We start from the raw sequence: 17515 nt of genomic DNA, 5'->3' as shown, positions 1-17515 counted from the left end.
AAGGCGTTGGTGGAAAGACGCGCCGCCGCCCGGCGGTGCATGGCAACCAACTCAAACAGGAAGGAAGGAAAGGATGACACATCGGCTCTTCTTGGGGCTTGGTCTGGTGGTGGCGCTGTTGTTTGGCTTCACGCAAGCCAATGCGCAAACCGCAGTAGACCATGCCGCGTGCCGTCCCGAAGGACTTTACGCAACGCCCGGCGTTCAATCGCCCTACTGCACGGTGTACGATGAAACGGGGCGCGAACGATTGGGTCCCAATCACACTCGCCGCATCATCGGCTATTTCACCGCCTGGCGTCATGGCAAGAACGGACAACCCGCCTATCTCGTCTCCGATATTCCTTGGGAGAAAATTACACACATCAACTATGCGTTTGCACACGTCGGACCCGATCATCGCATTTCTATCGGCGACCCATCTGACCCCAACAACCCTTCAACGGGCATGGAATGGCCGGGCGTCCCCGGCGCTGAACTCGACCCAACCTTGCCCTACAAGGGACACTTCAACTTGTTGACGGTCTACAAGCGGCAATATCCGCACGTCAAAACCCTCATCTCCGTAGGGGGGTGGGCGGAAACCGGCGGCTACTTTGACGCCAATGGGCAGCGCGTTGCCAGCGGCGGTTTCTACGAGATGACGCTGACCGACGCGGGCATTGAAGCCTTCGCCGATTCGGTTGTTGACTTTTTGCGCACCTACGGCTTTGACGGCGTGGACATTGACTACGAATACCCCACATCCATGTCCAAGGCGGGCAATCCTGATGATTGGTGGATTGCCGACAAACACCGCGACGTGCTGTGGGCGCGGTATGAAGTGCTCATGCGCACCCTGCGCGAACGGCTGGACGCCGCCGGCGCGCAGGACGGCAAACATTACTTGCTCACGGCGGCTGTTCCCGCTTCTGGCTGGCTGTTGCGCGGCATGGAAGATTTCAGCGTGACGCAGTACCTCGATTTCGTCAACATCATGACGTACGATTTGCACGGTTCATGGAACGACTTTGTGGGACACAATGCGCCGCTCTTCGACACCGGCGAAGACGCCGAATTGGCAGCCGCCAACGTGTACAGCGCCTATGACGGCATCGGCTATCTCAACGCGGATTGGGCGTATCACTACTTCCGCGGCTCATTGCCGCCGGGGCGCATCAACATCGGCGTGCCCTTCTATACGCGGGGCTGGCAAGGCGTCAGCGGTGGCACACACGGCTTGTGGGGGCGCGCCGCCTTGCCTGATCAAAACGCTTGCCCGCCTGGCACGGGGTTGGGCACCAGCAAATGCGGCTACGGCGCCATGGGCATTGACAACCTCTGGCACGACCTCGACCCGAACGGGAATGAACTCTACTCCGGTTCCAATCCCATGTGGCACGCCAAGAACCTCGAAGCGGGCATCGCGCCCTCGTATCTGGCGGCGTATGGGCTGGACCCCCAGAACGACCCCGCCGACCAACTGGTGGGCACCTACACACGCTACTATGACGACGTCGCCAAAGCGCCCTGGCTCTGGAATGAGCAGAAGCGCGTCTTCCTCTCTATTGAAGACGAACAATCCCTGCGCGACAAAGCCGCCTACGTGGCCGAAAAGGGCATTGGCGGCGTGATGATTTGGGAATTGGCGGGCGATTACGCCTTCCACGCCGACCGGGGCGAATACTTTTTTGGCGATACGCTGGTAAGCACGCTGTACGACGCGCTCAAAACCGCTTCACCCTATGAGGCGCGGCGCTGGCTCGACCCATTGCCTGCGCAAGCGCTGGATATCGAAGTGGACGTGTACGACTTCCCTGTGGGCGACAACAACTACCCCATTACGCCCAAAATCAAGTTCATCAACCGCACGGGAACAACATTGCCCGGCGGCACACGCATCGAGTTTGACGTGCCCACATCCACCCCGTCCGACATTGGCGATATGAGCGGGTGGGGCTTGCAGGTCATCAACGTTGGGCATCAAGGTCCCAATGTTGGGGGATTGCGCGGCGATTTTCACCGTGTCGCGGTGACGTTGCCCGCCTGGCAATCGTGGCCTGATGGGGCGGCGGTTGAATTCAACATCCGCTACAAACTCCCCATTTCGGGACCATCGCATTACACCATTGAAGTCAACGGTGTGCGCTACGCCTTCCACAGCGAATACCCCACCTTGCCGCTAGCGGATTTGGGCGGTCAGACGCCAACGCCCACGCAAACACCGACAACGCCACCCACGACGAGCACGCCCGTGCCGCCAACCGCCACACCACCTACGAGTGGCACCCCTGTGCCGCCAACGCCCACCCCCGATGCAGGCGTATGCAGTGCGCCGGCGTGGAGTGCTGTCGTGGCGTATGTGGGCGGCGACGTCGTGTCGCACAACGGGCATGAATGGCGCGCGAAGTGGTGGACGCGGGGCGAAGAACCGGGCACCACGGGGCAGTGGGGCGTCTGGGAAGATTTGGGCGCGTGCAGCGGCGGCAGCACGCCGACACCCATCCCGCCCACAGCGACGCCACCTGCTACCCGCACGCCCGTGCCGCCAACGGCGACGCCACAGCCGACCAGCACACCCGTGCCGCCAACGCCCACGCCGGGCGGCGTGTGCAGTGCACCGGCGTGGGATGCGAGCGCGGTCTACATAGGCGGCGACGTGGTATCGCACAACGGGCATGAATGGCGCGCGAAGTGGTGGACGCAGGGCGAGGAACCGGGCACCACGGGGCAGTGGGGCGTCTGGGAAGATTTGGGCGCGTGCAACTAAGAAGGAGAGGGGGAACGCATGAAATTCCTGCGATTACTTGTTGGGTGTCTTGTGTTAGTGGGCGTCGCGTTGTTTGTGAATATCGAACCTACATGGGCGCATGGTACGCTCTCCTCACCGGCGAGCCGAGTCTATTCCTGCTTTCTGGAAGGTCCTGAGAGCCCCACATCAGCGGCGTGCCAGTATGCCGTTTCAGTGGGGGGCACACAACCGCTTTACGATTGGAATGAGGTCAACATTGGTGATGCGAATGGTCGCCATCGGGAACTGATACCGGACGGAAAATTGTGCAGCGCCAATCGCGCCAAGTATGCGGCGTTTGATACCCCGCGCGCCGATTGGCCGGCAACGGTCGTCCAGAGTGGTGATTACACTTTCAAATTTGCAGCGACGGCACCACATCCAGGATACTTTGAACTTTACATCACGAAAGATGGCTATGATCCCACACAGCCGCTCAAATGGTCTGACTTGGAGCAGTTTGCTGTGGTGTCCGATCCGCCGCTGGTCAATGGGGCGTATGAATTTCAAGCCACCATTCCCGCGCGCACTGGGCGACACGTCATCTACGCCATTTGGCAGCGCACTGATAGCCCCGAAGCGTTTTACGCCTGTTCTGACGTCGTTTTTCAGGCGAGCGGTGGCGGCGAACCAGCGCCTACGGTAACGCCCACCCCCGATGCAGGCGTGTGTAGTGCGCCGGCGTGGAATGCCGCCGTGGCGTATGTGGGCGGCGACGTGGTATCGCACAACGGGCATGAATGGCGCGCGAAGTGGTGGACGCGGGGCGAAGAACCGGGCACCACGGGGCAGTGGGGCGTCTGGGAAGATTTGGGCGCGTGCAGCGGTGGCACTGCGCCGACACCCATCCCGCCCACAGCGACGCCATCCGCCACCAGCACGCCCGTGCCGCCAACGGCGACGCCACAGCCAACCAACACGCCCGTGCCACCAACGGCGACGCCACAGCCGACCAGCACGCCCGTGCCGCCGACAGCGACACCGCAACCCACCAGCACGCCCGTGCCGCCAACGCCCACGCCGGGCGGCGTGTGCAGTGCGCCGGCGTGGGATGCGAACGCGGTCTACACAAGCGGCGACGTCGTGTCGCACAACGGGCATGAATGGCGCGCGAAGTGGTGGACGCAGGGCGAGGAACCGGGCACCACGGGGCAGTGGGGCGTCTGGGAAGATTTGGGCCCGTGCAGTGTCGGCAGTACGCCGACACCCGTCTCACCTACAGCAACGCCCACGGCGACGCCAATACAAACCCCGTCTCCTACACCAACCAACATGGCGCCACAGGCTTTCTTGCCGCTGATTTTGCAGTCGAAACCGCAGACACCGACACCGACGGCCACCGGCACGCCTGTGTCGCCGACAGCGACGCCAACGCCAACACCAACGGCCACTAGCACGCCCGCGTCGCCGACAGCGACGCCAACACCTACGCCGACGCCGACGGCGACGCCCACAGTGCCGCCGTCGAGCGACTACATTGTTGTGGGCTATTACCCCTCATGGGGGGTCTATGACAGCGACTATCACGTCATGGACATTGATGCGTCCAAACTGACGCACATCAACTACGCCTTCGCCAACATTTCCAACGATGGGCGTTGTGTGTTGGGAGACCCCTACGCCGACGTGGACAAATTCTACCCCGGCGATTCATGGGACGCGGGCGCACTGCGCGGCAGTTTCAACCAGTTGCGCCTGCTCAAAGAGCAGTACCCACACCTGAAAGTGCTCATCTCCATCGGCGGCTGGACGTGGTCGGGTAAATTCTCGGACGTGGCGCTGACCGATGCGTCGCGCCAGGCGTTCGTGCAATCGTGCATTGACCTGTTCATCAAGGGTGAGTTTGGCGGTTCGTATGGCACTCACCCCGGCATTTTCGACGGCATTGACATTGACTGGGAGTATCCGGTTGAAGGCGGTCTCACTCCCGGCCGACCGGAAGACAAACAGAACTACACGCTCCTGCTGGCTGAATTTCGCAATCAGTTGGATGCGCTCAGTGCGCAAACCGGCCAGCCCTACTTGCTCACAATTGCCGGCGGTGCGGGACCCACGATCATCAACAACATGGAACTGGCACAGATGCAGCAGTATCTCGATTTCATCAACATCATGACCTACGATTTCCACGGCGACTGGGAGAACGTCACGAATTTCAACGCGCCGCTCTACTACTCGCCCAACGACCCATCGGAAGACCCCATCAACTTCAACGTGCACGCCGCCGTGCAGAACTACATCAATGCCGGCGTGCCGCGCGAGAAATTGGTGCTGGGCTTGCCGTTCTATGGGCGCAGTTGGACGGAAGTGTCGCCGGGGCCCAATGGTGATGGGTTGTATCAGCCGGCTGGGCGCGTCGGGCCGGGGACGTGGGAAAACGGTATGCTCGATTACGCCGACATCGTGGCGAACTACGAGCCGACGTATCAAAAGTTCTTCCACCCACAGGCGCAAGTGCCCTGGCTCTTCAACGGGACAACTTTCATCACCTATGACGACCCCGACACGATTGTGCGCAAAGTGCAGTATCTGAAAGCCGAAGGCTTGCGGGGCGCCATGTTCTGGGAGTTGAGCGAAGACGTGCGGGGCGTACCGGCGCCGCCGACATCGTTGCTCTACACCTTGCATGAAGCGTTGCAATCCCCCTAACCAGGCGAACGGGGGCGGGCGGTTGCGCATGTCCGCCCCCACCAAATGACGTGCAGGAGGAAATAACCGATGCTGTGGATTGAAAATGTCACCCTCGTCACTCCTGAGCGGCTGTTGCCGCGCCAGGACGTATTCATTGACAATGGGCGTATCGCGGCGATTCAAAATAGTGGTGAAGTGCATGAAGCCGCCGGGGCGCGACGTATTCAAGGCAATGGGTTGTTGCTCACACCGGGGTGGATTGATTGCCAGCTGAACGGTGGATTTGGGCACGACTTCACAGAAGACCCCACAACCATGTGGGACGTGGCCGCCCAATTGCCGCGCTTTGGCGTGACGGCTTTTTTGCCCACCGTCATCACCTCGCCATTGGCGCGCATTGCCGAAGCCATGGCGGTCTGGCAGGCGGGCCCCCCCGCGGGATGGCGCGGCGCGCGACCGCTGGGCTTGCACATTGAAGGCCCATTCCTGAACCCGCAAAAACGGGGTGCGCACAACCCCATCCACTTGCGTTTGCCCGACCCCGCCGCAGTTGCCGACTGGTCGCCGGAGCATGGCGTCTGGTGGGTGACGCTCGCACCCGAACTGCCCGGCGCGCTCGATTTGGCGCGTTTTCTGCGCCAGCGCGGCGTGATTGTCTCTGCCGGGCATACCATGGCGACCTTTGAAGAAGCCGAAGCCGCCTTCAAAGCCGGCGTCATGTGCGGGACCCACCTTTTCAATGCCATGGCGCCCCTGGCGCACCGTGAGCCGGGCATGGCTGGGGCGCTCCTCACCAATCCCGAAGCCGTTGTCGGGTTGATTGCGGACGGCATTCACACCCACCCGGCGATGGTGGAGATTGCCTGGCGCTGTAAAGGTCCGCACCGCATTATCACCGTGACCGACGGCATGGCGGCGCTGGGCATGCCGCCGGGACGCTACCATCTGGGCGATTTGGAAGTCATCGTCGGCGAAACCGATGCCCGTTTGCCCAATGGCACGCTGGCGGGGAGTATCGCCACACTCGACCAGGCGTTGCGCAACGTCCAGCGTTTTGTGGGGTGCTCGCTGACCGAAGCCGTTACCACCGTGACGCGCACGCCCGCCGAACTCTTTGGGCTTCCCAAAGGGCGTATCCTCGTGGGATATGACGCCGACTTGACGCTCATCACGCCCCGCTGTGAAGTCGTCGCCACCATTGTTGGTGGTGAAGTGGTGTACGAACGGCTCGACCGGGTGGAGGTGTCGTCTTCGGCCCCTTTTGACGATGAAACGATGTTGATAGGAGTTGTCGCATGAGTTTGATTCATGAAATTCGTGAACAGGCGGATGTTTTGGAGCGCGTGCTCTTGGCGCGCCCCGATGTTGAACAGGTGGCGGAAGCCATCCGTCGGCACGGTGTTCGGCGCGTGGTGGTGGCGGCGCGTGGCTCGTCGCGCCATGCTGCGCTTTTGGGGGCGTGGTGGTGGCCGCTGCTCGCCGGCGTATCCGTCGAGACGGTGCCGCTTTCACTGTTTACGCTGTATGAAGCGCTTGTGCCATTGGATGACGCCTTGGTGCTGGGGGTCTCGCAGTCGGGGCGTTCGCCCGATGTGGTGCGCGCGCTTGAAGTGGCGCGGGCGCAAAACGCGCTCACCCTTGCCATAACCAATGACGCCACGTCGCCGCTCGCCGTCGTTGCCGACCATCTGCTTGACTTGCAGGCCGGCGAAGAGCGCGCCGTTGCCGCCACCAAAACCTACACCGCGCAATTACTCCTCATCGCCATGCTTGGGGCGGCGCTGGCTGAAAATGAAGCCCTTTGGCGCGACCTGGCGCAAGTGCCGTCGCTGGTGGCGGATGTGTTGCAGCGTGAAGATGAGATGACCGCTTTGGCAGAGCGCTACCGCTTTATGGCGCGCTGCTTTGTGTTGGGGCGCGGGTTGGTGTTTGGCACGGCGGCGGAATGGGCGCTCAAACTGCAAGAATTGACCTACGTGCAGGCGCAAGCCTTCTCCATTGCCGATTTTCAGCATGGACCCAAAGCGATGTTGGAGCGCGACGTGCCGGTGTTTGTGCTGGCGCCACGCGGCAAAGCGTGGGAATCGGCGCATGCGTTCGTGCGCTACCTTGTGCAAGAAACCGATGCCGATGTGCTGGTCGTCTCAAACGTCTCGGAAACGGCGGCGTTGGCGCACCGTGCTATCAACCTGCCGGATGTTCCTGAGCACCTGGCGCCCTTCCCCGCGATTGTTCTGGCGCAACTCTTTACCTACGCCCTCACGCGCACACGCCATTTGGATACTGAACAACCACGCTTTTTGAGCAAAGTTACCGAAACATTTTGACACGTCGGGACATACACTCCTCCTTTCATGGGGCGTCTCGCCTGCGGGCGGGGCGCCCTTTTGGGTGCGGCGCGTTTTGGCGTAATTAGACAGAACGGGTAGGGGCGCTATAATCTGCCGCGACCAACACGGGCCGGCACGCGCCGGCTCGTTGCATGCAGAGGAGTAGGACGCGGTGACGACGGCACACAATGCCTTTTCAACAGCACGATTCCGGGTTTGCCCCAATTGCGGGGGGCGCTTGCAGGGTGATCAGGCGGTCTGCCCCTGGTGCCGTACAGCGCTCACCGACCGCATGATGGCGATGCCGCCTTCTCCCTCACCGTCGGCGGCTGACCAAAACGCCCCCGAACAGACGCACCACACGGGCTTTTTCTCGCACCACGATGCGCCCCGTTTTTGGCGGCGGCTTTTTGTGGTGGTGGGGCTCTGCCTCGCGCTTCTGTTTGTGCTTTCAACGTCCCTGGCTGTCTATCAGGGCTTGCAGGACCGCAACCGCCAGTTGGTGGGCGAGGCGTTGGACTTGTACGAAAAGGGGCGCACGCTGTACGAAGAAGGGCGCTATGATTTGGCGGCGGCGCATTTCCGCGAAGCGCTGCGCATTTGGCCCGATTTTGAAACGGCGCGCCAGGCGCTCAAATTGGCGGAAGCCCAAAGCGCCCAACAAGGCGAGCCAGCTGCGCCGTTGCCCGAAGTGCAGGAAGTGGATGCGCTGCTTGCCGAGGCGGTTGTGGCGTATGAGCAAGGCGATTATGAAAAAGCCGCCACCCTGTTAGAGCGCATTCTGGCGGCGCGTCCCGATTTTCGCTCTGAACAGATTACCGCGTTGGCGGTGGATGCGCACTTGAAAGCCGGGCTGGCGCTTGTGGAGCAGGATTTGTTTGTTGAAGCCTTGCGCCATTTTGACCAGGCGTTGGCGCTTGACCCCGACAATCCGGAGTTGTTGCGTCAGCGTGAATTGGCGAACACGTATGGGACGGGGTTGGATGCCCTGGCGAAAGAGGATTTTCTCAAAGCGGCGGACGCCTTCCGGCGGGTGTATCTGCTGGATGATTCGTATCGGCTGGTGACGCAAAAATTGGCCGAAGCGCACCGCCGCGCCGGCGATGTTTTCTTCAAAAACCAGGAATGGTGTGACGCCGCCGAGCAGTACCGCCAATCCTACACGGTTCTGCCGGATGTCAATGTGCTCGACCGCGCGCAACAGGCTGAATCCAACTGCTCGGAGCGCGTCAACGAGATTCCGGTGTGGGATTTGCCGCCGACGCCAACGCCTACCGATACGCTCCCGACGCCTACGCCGCTCCCGCCCGGCGACTTCACGTTTGTGGCAACGTCGGTCACCACGCAGTACGACCAGCCATGCGTGGGGCATTACATTCGCGGCGTGGTGCGGGCGCTGGATGAAGCGCCGTTGCCCGGCGTGAGTGTGCTGGCGCTTGACCCGTGGGGCAATGTGTACCTGGGAACGAGCAAAGCCAACCCGCCCGGCATGTACGATATTCCCGTGCCGGATGTAGAGGCGACGTACCAGGTGTATGTGGTCAACGATGCCGGCATTCCGATCAGCCCAATGGTCTCGGTCACGTTCGATAGCACCATGCTCGGTACGGGGGTGGCCTGTTACGCGATTGATTGGCAGGAGTGGGAGCAACCATAAGCGGCGCTCCAGTGTGAACATCTGAAAACCAAGGGGGGGACAAGGTTTCCCCCTTTTTGTTATGCAAACGTGGAGGAAAGGTGTGGTATCCCTGAAACGTGCTCGGATGACATGGCAAGCGACCGGCATGGCGCTCTTGCTGTACGGCATGGCGCTGTTGGTCTGGCAAGGCACTTTTCCGTTTCATGATGGGTTGGCGTCATACGCGGTGACGGACAGCCTTGTGCGGTATGGGCGCTTGGATGTTGACCAGATTCATTGGATGGGGTTGCACCAAAATACGCCGGGACCTGATGGGTTGCTCTACGCGCGCAAAGGCTTTGGCGTGACGGGGGCGGCGTTGCCGCTTGCCGCGCTTGGGCTTGTAGTGCCAGGGGTGGGACCCGTGCACATGGCGCTTTTGCTCAATCCGCTGCTGTTTGCATTGGCGGGTTTTTTGCTGTTTGTGGCGCTGGCAAAAGCGTTTCCCGCGTTGACAACGCGCCAACGCGCCCTGGTGGTGCTGGCGTGGGGGCTAGGCAGTCCAATGTGGGCGTACACCAAGACGTTTTTCAGCGAGCCGCTGGTAGCGTTGAGTGTGGTAGGGTTGTTGGAGCGGCTCATCACGTTTGAACAGGCGACGGATGACGCCGTGCGGCGACGCGCCGCTTTTGGGCTGGGCGCATGGTTGGGCGTTGGCATGTTGGCACGCACAGCGCACGCCGTGGTGGTGCCGCTGGCGGTGGCGGCGGTGCTCTGGTTGAGTGCGCGGCGTGTGGCGCGTGCAGATGTGTGGCGTACCTGGCTACGCTTGCTCACCTGGTTGGGCGTGCCGCTGGCGGCGGCGGGGTGCGCCGTGCTCTGGTACAACTGGGCGCGCTATGGCAGCCCCTTCACCACCGGCTACCTCGACTATGAAACATTTTCGGCGGTTTGGTGGCGGGGCATTGTGGGGCAACTGGTTGCGCCGGGGCGTGGGCTGGTGTGGTACATTCCGTGGGTGGTGGTGGTGCCGTGGGGCATACGCGACGCATGGCGGCGCTTGCCGGTGAGCACGCTGTTCGCGCTGGGCGCGTTTGTGGTCTATGTCTTGCTCTATGGCAAATGGTACATGTGGCACGGTGGTTCGGCGTGGGGACCCCGTTTTCTGGTGCCCATGTTGCCGTTGCTGGCCTGGTTGTGGGCGCCTGTGGTGCGCCTGCGCCCACGTGTGAGCGGGGCGTTGCTCGCGTTGGCTGTGGGAGTCAATACGATTGGGGTGGCGTGGAATCCGGGCATGTATGACGCCTATTTGGAACGTGAAAAGGGCTTGGATGCCTGGTTCGATACGCCCGTCTTTTTTGATCCGCAGTACGCGCAGATTCCCAATCTCCTGCGCATAGGGACTTTTGAAACGCTTTTTGTGGTCTGGATGCAGGATGGGCGTCTGCTGTGGGGGCTTTTGGCGCCCTTGCTGGGGCTGGTGGGTGTGTGCGTGGTGTCGGGTGTGTGGCTTCTCCGGCGCGGGGGGCGCGGGTTCAACAAACGCATGCTGGCGGGGATAACGGCGTTGGTGGTGTTGGGAACCGGTGGTTTCCTTGTGCAAGCGCGCCGTTTGGTGTCGCCGGCGTATGTGGCGGCGGCTGAACGCTTGCAAACCACGCCCGCCGGCGAGACGATGATTTGGCATAACGACCCCGACCATGTGGAGTACTTTTTGAATGCGTACAAAGGGCGCGCCCGCATTCACGGCACGTTTGTGTTTGACGCTGAATTGCGCTTTGGCGTCGAGCGGTTGCTGGCGTTGGCGCAAGAACCGCTTGGCGTCTGGATTGTGGGGACGGGACCCAAAGCCCGCGAGACCAACGCGCTTGACCGGCTGGCAAGCCGCACGCGCGGGTTGGTGAAGGATGACACGCGCGGCTGGGTAGAAGAGGCGTTTTTCGATTCGCTGCGCGTTGCCTACTATTTCGACACGGATGAGTGGCAAATGAACCCGGTCGGCGTCGCCCTTGGAGTGGATGGGACGCCTCTCATTCGACTGGAACGCGCCGATTTCACGCCCACAGCGCAGAGCGGCGGGATTGCGGCGGTGCGGCTTGTCTGGCAGGCACTCGCCGATGTTCCCGAAGATTACCAGGTGTTCTTGCATGTGCTCGACGCCAATGGCCAGATTGTGGGGCAAAGCGATGGACCGCCGCAAAACGGGATAGCGCCGACGTCGGGTTGGCGAGCGGGAGAGACGTATGTGGATGTGCACGCTGTGCGCCTTGCGCCGAACTTGCCCCCCGGACGCTATGCGTTGCGGGTGGGGATGTATCGCCTCGACGATTTGACGCGGCTCAGCACGCCATCGGGGGAAGATTTGTTTGTCATCGGGGAGGTTGTGGTTGACCGATAAGAGCGGAGGAATGCGCATGTGGAAAACATTGTGCGCCGTGGCCGTCGTCTGGGTGGTGCTTGGCGTCGGGTGCCGTGCAACGCCGCCGCCTGAACCGTCTCCCACAGCGCTGGCGGTGCGCCCGACGATTGCGCCCACGTTGCCGGCGACACCCACAGCCACGCCTTCGCCCCTTCCCACAGCGACCCTTACGCCGCCGCCTTCGCCAACCCCCTCTCCCACACCGTCCCCCTCACCCACCCCTGACCCGTTGGCGCCCTTCTTCATCGAAACGTTGCGCGCGCGCACCTACGAAGGGGGCACGATTGAACTCACGGCATTGTTGGCGCAAACAGATGCGTTTGACCGCTATCTCATCCGCTATCCGAGCGATGGGCTGACGATTACGGGGTATGCCAATATCCCCCACGGCGAAGGACCCTTTCCGGTGATTGTGCTCAATCATGGCTACTTCGACCCGGCGATTTACCAGACAGGCTACGGTACGCTCCGTGCGGCGGATGCGCTTGCACGTGCGGGTTTTCTCACCATTGCGCCCGATTATCGCAATTACGCAGGCAGTGACGAAGGACCAAACGATTTCCGCATGGGCTACGTGGTGGATGTGCTGAACTTGCTGGCGAGTGTCCCCAGTCTCCCCCAGGCAGACGCCTCGCGGGTTGGTGTGTGGGGGCACAGCATGGGGGGCGGTATCACGATCAACGTCATGGTGATTCGGCCGGAGTGGGTTGATGCGGTGGTGCTGTACGGCGCGATGAGCGGCGACATGGCGGACAACTGGCGGCACATTCACCGCATGTGGAACCGCCCGGAGATGGAACGCCTGGCGGCGCAGTACGGTAGCCCCGACGAACGCCCCGACGCCTACCGCAAGATGTCCGCTATCGAGTATCTGGAATGGGTGCAAGCGCCTGTGCAAATTCATCACGGCACTTTTGACGAGCAGGTGCCGTTTGCGTGGAGCGAGCGGCTGCGTGATGCGTTGGTGGCGGCGGGGAAAGAGGTGGAGTTTTATGCGTATCCGGGCGCACCGCACAACTTTCAGGGTGAGACGTGGGATTTGTTCATGACGCGCGTCCTGGCGTTTTTTGACGAGCATGTGCGGTGAAGGGGAGCGCGTTTTCCAGGAAAGGGCGCGCTACTCCCACTCACCCAACTCATACAAAATCGCCGTTGTCGCGGCAATGGCAGCCGTTTCAGCGCGCAAAATACGCTTGCCCAACGTGACAACCGCCGCCCCCGCTTGTCGCGCCAACTGAACTTCCTCTTCTTCAAACCCACCTTCTGGACCGATGAAAAGGCTGATGCTGAAGGGGCGTTCTCCTTCTTCATTCGGTGCAAGCGCCTCACGAAGCGTCAGCGACGATTCCCCCTCGTAAGGCATGATGATGCGCCCGCCGCGCCGATACGCCTGCGAGACCGCATGCTCGAACATGAGCGCGTCTTCCAAAGCCGGCAAACGTCCGCGCCGTGATTGCTCGGCGGCTTCGGTGATGATGCGCCGCCAGCGGTTCAGGCGGTTTTGCCCCACGTTCCCCAAACTCCCCACCACCGTGCGCGATGTAATCACCGGCACAAACGAGACCACGCCCAGCTCGGTGCCTTTTTGCAACACCAGCTCAAATTTTGCTCCTTTGAGCATGGCTTGATACAGCGTGATTTTGACGCGGGGCTCCCCTTCCGCCAGCCGCTTGCCCACCACACGCCCCGTGGCGGAACGCCGGGCAACCTGCTCCAACACAACCTCGCGCTCCCAACCGCTGTTGTCCAACACAATCACATGGTCGCCGGGGCGCATGCGCAACACGCGCGCCAGCTGGTGCGCGGTTTCTTCGGGAAAGAGCACTTCGGTTTCGCGAATAGCGTCGGCTGGGACGAAGAAACGATGCATATTCCCCTCACTTGTCTTCGTTCGCGGCAATGACCAGCCCCACCCAATCGCCCATGGTCTCACGCCGTACGACGTGCAGACCATGCAGGCGGAGCGCATCCAGCACAAGCGGCTCGCGTTCGGCGATGATACCCGCCAGAATCGCGCGACCGCCGGGCGCCAGTCGGGCGGGGACGTGCGGCAACAAGCCCACGATGATTTCCGCCAGAATGTTGATGAGAATCAGGTCATACGGACCGGCAAACGTTTCAATGGAGCCGGTCGCCACGCGAATGCCCTCGCGTGTATCGGGACCGCAGGGCACGTTGTTGCGCTCTGCATTTTCGCACGTTGCTTCCACCGCTACCGCGTCAATATCCACGGCGTCAATCTGGGAAGCGCCGAGTTTGGCGGCGGCGATGGAGAGGATACCGCTCCCACACCCCACGTCGTACACACGCATGCCGGGCTGGCATTCGGCTTCGAGCAGGCGCAACACCAGTTGCGTGCTGGGATGTTGCCCCGTGCCAAACGCCATACCGGGGTCAATAAAAATCACTATCTCATCCTCGGCGGGGGGCGTGGTGTCCCATGCGGGGGCAATCACCAGGCGCTCGCCGACGCGCTGGCGGTGGTAGTGCTGTTTCCATGCTTCGGTCCAATCTTTTTCGTGCAGGGGGCGCACCTGCACTTCGGGCAGGGGGTAAATCATGCTCAGATGCCAGATGGCTTCACGAAGTTTTTGCACGGCTTCCAGCCCGTTGGGCGTATCGGGGATATATCCGCGCACGGCGAGCCGGGGTTCCGGCAGAGGACCGTGCGCGGTTTCGCGGATTTCTTCGATGACGGGGCTTCCGTGTGTGTAGTGCTGGAAGTGTTCCCACACGGCTTCAACGCCTTCGCCGTCCACACCTTCAAGCGAAACTTCGAGCCACTGCATAGGTCACATTCCCAATGCGTCGCGGAGTTTGTCGAAAAAGCCTTTGCGCCCTTGTGGAATCACTTCTTTGCCCAACGTTTTCGCCAGTTCTTCAAACAGGCGGCGCTGTTCGGGGGTCAGGTCGGTTGGCACCACCACGAACACACGCACCACCTGGTCGCCCCGCAGGGCGGGGTTGTGCACGTTGGGCGCGCCATACCCCCGCAGGCGGAACGTCGCGCCGGTTTGTGTGCCCGCAGGGATACGGAGCGTAGCGGGACCGTCCACCGTGGGCACTTCGATTTCGTCGCCCAGGGCGGCTTGCGCCACGTTGATTTCCACGTCCAGCAAAATATCGTCGCCGTCGCGGCGGAAGTATTCATGCGGGCGCACGTGGACGTCCACGTAGAGGTTGCCCGGTGGACCACCGCGCAAGCCATGTTCACCTTCGCCGCTCAGGCGAATGCGCATGCCGTCTTCAATGCCGGCGGGGATGTTGACTTCCAGCGTGCGTTGCACGCGCACACGTTTTTGCCCGTGGCAGCGCGAGCAGGGCGACGCCACCACTTCCCCTTCGCCGCCGCATGCCGGGCATGTGTTGCTCATCACCACTTGCCCGAAAATGCTTTGGCGCACGCTCCGCACTTCGCCCGAACCGCCGCATTGCGAGCACCGCACCGGTTGCGAGCCGGGCGCAGCGCCTGTGCCGCCACATTCGGGGCACAATTCCATGCGCTCAATCACCACCTTCTTGCGCGTGCCGCGGATGGCTTCTTCAAAATCAATGGTGATGCGCGCTCGCAGGTCGGCGCCCTTCATGGGGCTTTGGCGGCGTGCGCGGCGGCTTGCTGAACCAAAGCCGAAGAACTCGGCGAAAATATCGCCGATGTCAATGCCGATATCGGGACCAAAGCCGCCCATGCCTTGCGCGCCCGCGTGCCCAAACCGGTCGTAGGCGGCGCGTTTCTGGTCGTCGCTCAACACCTCGTAGGCTTCGTTGATTTCCTTGAATTTTTCTTCGGCGTCCGGGCTTTTGTTGATGTCGGGGTGGTATTGTCGCGCCAATTTGCGATAGGCGCGTTTGATTTCCTCTTTGGTTGCGGTTCGTGAAACGCCCAGAATTTCGTAATAATCTCGTTTCATTCTTCACCCTCAGGCTCTGTTGATGTTGCCTGCGACTGTGGGGTTTGGTCCAATTCACTCAGCACCAGCGCCAGGTCGTTGGTCAGCCCGCGAATGCGCTCCGGCGTGGCGTCAGGGTCGGCTAGCGCTTCGCGCAACGCCACTTCGTGCTCGTGCAGGCGCTGCGAAAAGTCATCGGTAATGCGCTCTTTGAATTGCTGGCGTGCCCGCGCCACACGGTGGAGCACCGCTTCGGCTTTGTTGCGGGCGAGCACCAGGTCGAGCCGTTTGCGGTCTTCTTCTTCGGCGGCGCGCGCCTGCGCAATCATCTCCTGCACCTCTTCTTCGCGCAAACCCGACACGCCCGTGATGGTGATGCTCTGTTCTTGTCCGGTATCCTGGTCGCGGGCGGTGACGTGCAAAATGCCGTCGGCGTCAATATCGAACGTGACTTCAATTTTGGGTTCGCCACGCCGTGCCGGGCGAATGCCCGTCAGTTCAAAATAGCCCAACGAGCGGTTTTCAGCGGCAAGCGGGCGCTCGCCTTGCACAATGTGAATGCGCACCGTGCGCTGGTTATCTTCCACCGTGCTCACAATTTGCGATTTGCGGGTGGGGATCGTCGTGCCGCGCGGGATGATGGGCGTCGCCACGCCCCCCACCGTTTCCAGGCTGAGCGTCAGCGGCGTCACGTCGAGCAAGAGCACGTCTTTGACTTCGCCCGACAGCACGCCCCCCTGGATGGCGGCGCCCAACGCCACCACCTCATCGGGGTTCAGCCCCTTGTGCGGTTCTTTGCCGAAGAACTCAGCCACCGCGGCTTGCACAGCGGGCATGCGTGTTTGCCCACCCACCAGCAGCACCGCGTCAATGTCGTCCACCGTCAGCCCGGCGTCTTGCAGGGCTTGCCGCACAGGTTCAAGCGTGCGCGCAATCAGGTCTTCGGTCATGCTTTCGAGTTGCGCGCGGGTCAATTCCAGTTGCAAGTGCTTCGGACCGCTGGCGTCGGCGGTGATGAAGGGCAGGTTGATTTCGGTTTGATAGACCGATGAGAGTTCGATTTTGGCGCGTTCGGCGGCTTCTTTGAGCCGTTGGAGCGCCATGGGGTCCTGGCGCAGGTCTATGCCTTCGGCTTCTAAAAACTGCTCCGCCGCCCAGTTGATGATGCGCTGGTCGAAGTCTTCGCCGCCCAGGTGCGTATCGCCGGCGGTCGCCAGCACTTCGTACACCCCGTCGGCAATTTCGAGGATGGAGATGTCAAACGTGCCGCCCCCCAGGTCGTACACTGCGACACGTTCCGCGCCGCTGAGCGATTGCCCATAGGCGAGCGCCGAAGCCGTCGGTTCGTTGATAATGCGCAGGACTTCCAGTCCGGCGATACGTCCGGCGTCTTTGGTTGCCTGGCGTTGGGCATCGTCGAAGTATGCGGGCACGGTGATAATGGCTTGTGTAATTTCCGTGCCCAAAAAGGCTTCGGCGTCCCGTTTGAGTTTGGCGAGAATCATGGCGCTGATTTCAGGCGGGGCGTATTCGCGCCCATTGAGCAGGACGCGCACGCCGCCGTTGACGGCTTCTACCACCTGGTAGGGCACACGCTCAATTTCGCGTTGGGTCTGTTCGTCGCGGAAACGGCGCCCCATGAAACGCTTGATGGCGGTCACTGTGTTGGTGGGGTTGGTGACCGCCTGGCGTTTGGCGACTTCGCCGATGAGGCGCTCGCCTGTTTTGGGGTTGATTGCCACAATCGAGGGGGTGAGCCGTTGCCCTTCCGCATTTGGGATGACAACCGGCTCGCCCCCTTCGAGGATGGCCATGACCGAGTTCGTCGTTCCAAGGTCAATTCCCAGTATTGGCATA

11 protein-coding genes are annotated in these 17515 nt (G+C 61.7%); 7 read left to right on the top strand and 4 right to left on the bottom strand.

From position 1 onward, the window contains the following. The first annotated feature begins 73 nt into the window (after window positions 1-73). The 7 genes from SE16_RS13105 (at window position 74) to SE16_RS13075 (ending at window position 12855) form a co-directional block, all read left to right on the top strand. Window positions 74-2749 carry a glycosyl hydrolase family 18 protein gene (locus tag SE16_RS13105; protein WP_060687718.1) on the top strand — a complete coding sequence of 892 codons (2676 nt, stop codon included), beginning with the start codon at window positions 74-76 and terminating at the stop codon, window positions 2747-2749. A gap of 18 nt (window positions 2750-2767) precedes the next feature. After that, window positions 2768-5419, top strand: coding sequence for a glycosyl hydrolase family 18 protein (locus tag SE16_RS13100; RefSeq protein WP_054492986.1), 2652 nt, complete (start codon window positions 2768-2770; stop codon window positions 5417-5419). A 69-nt stretch (window positions 5420-5488) separates the two neighbouring features. Further along, window positions 5489-6700: an N-acetylglucosamine-6-phosphate deacetylase gene (gene nagA, locus SE16_RS13095; RefSeq protein ID WP_082374230.1), complete on the top strand. Its 1212-nt coding sequence runs from the start codon at window positions 5489-5491 to the stop codon at window positions 6698-6700. Continuing rightward, window positions 6697-7728, top strand: coding sequence for an SIS domain-containing protein (locus SE16_RS13090; protein ID WP_054492984.1), 1032 nt, complete (start codon window positions 6697-6699; stop codon window positions 7726-7728). The genes nagA and SE16_RS13090 overlap by 4 nt, the downstream gene beginning before the upstream one ends. A gap of 175 nt (window positions 7729-7903) precedes the next feature. Then, window positions 7904-9388, top strand: coding sequence for a tetratricopeptide repeat protein (locus SE16_RS13085; protein WP_054492982.1), 1485 nt, complete (start codon window positions 7904-7906; stop codon window positions 9386-9388). An 82-nt stretch (window positions 9389-9470) separates the two neighbouring features. Beyond that, on the top strand, window positions 9471-11747 hold the full coding sequence (locus SE16_RS13080) for a hypothetical protein (RefSeq protein ID WP_152918103.1): 2277 nt from the start codon (window positions 9471-9473) through the stop codon (window positions 11745-11747). A 16-nt stretch (window positions 11748-11763) separates the two neighbouring features. Further along, the gene (locus tag SE16_RS13075; RefSeq protein WP_060687714.1) at window positions 11764-12855 is read left to right on the top strand and encodes an alpha/beta hydrolase family protein; all 1092 of its coding nucleotides are present in this window, start codon (window positions 11764-11766) and stop codon (window positions 12853-12855) included. Between the two features lie 30 nt (window positions 12856-12885). On the opposite strand, the gene SE16_RS13070 is transcribed toward SE16_RS13075, so the two are convergent. The 4 genes from SE16_RS13070 to dnaK are packed head-to-tail and all read right to left on the bottom strand — an operon-like array spanning window position 12886 to window position 17514. Next, window positions 12886-13638, bottom strand: coding sequence for a 16S rRNA (uracil(1498)-N(3))-methyltransferase (locus SE16_RS13070; RefSeq protein ID WP_054492011.1), 753 nt, complete (start codon window positions 13636-13638; stop codon window positions 12886-12888). A 7-nt stretch (window positions 13639-13645) separates the two neighbouring features. Beyond that, entirely contained in the window at window positions 13646-14557 is a 912-nt protein-coding gene (gene prmA / locus SE16_RS13065; RefSeq protein WP_054492010.1) for a 50S ribosomal protein L11 methyltransferase, read from the bottom strand. 3 nt (window positions 14558-14560) lie between these two features. Continuing rightward, complete coding sequence (gene dnaJ, locus SE16_RS13060; RefSeq protein WP_054492009.1) at window positions 14561-15679, bottom strand: molecular chaperone DnaJ; 1119 nt, start codon at window positions 15677-15679, stop codon at window positions 14561-14563. Then, the gene (gene dnaK / locus SE16_RS13055) at window positions 15676-17514 is read right to left on the bottom strand and encodes a molecular chaperone DnaK (RefSeq protein WP_054492008.1); all 1839 of its coding nucleotides are present in this window, start codon (window positions 17512-17514) and stop codon (window positions 15676-15678) included. Before dnaK ends, dnaJ begins: the two co-directional genes overlap by 4 nt. Window position 17515: the final 1 nt, after the last annotated feature.

This window comes from Ardenticatena maritima (assembly GCF_001306175.1).
GTDB lineage: Bacteria > Chloroflexota > Anaerolineae > Ardenticatenales > Ardenticatenaceae > Ardenticatena > Ardenticatena maritima.
Note: the sequence above shows the minus strand (reverse complement) of the source record. Positions and strands in the feature narration are given on the sequence as shown.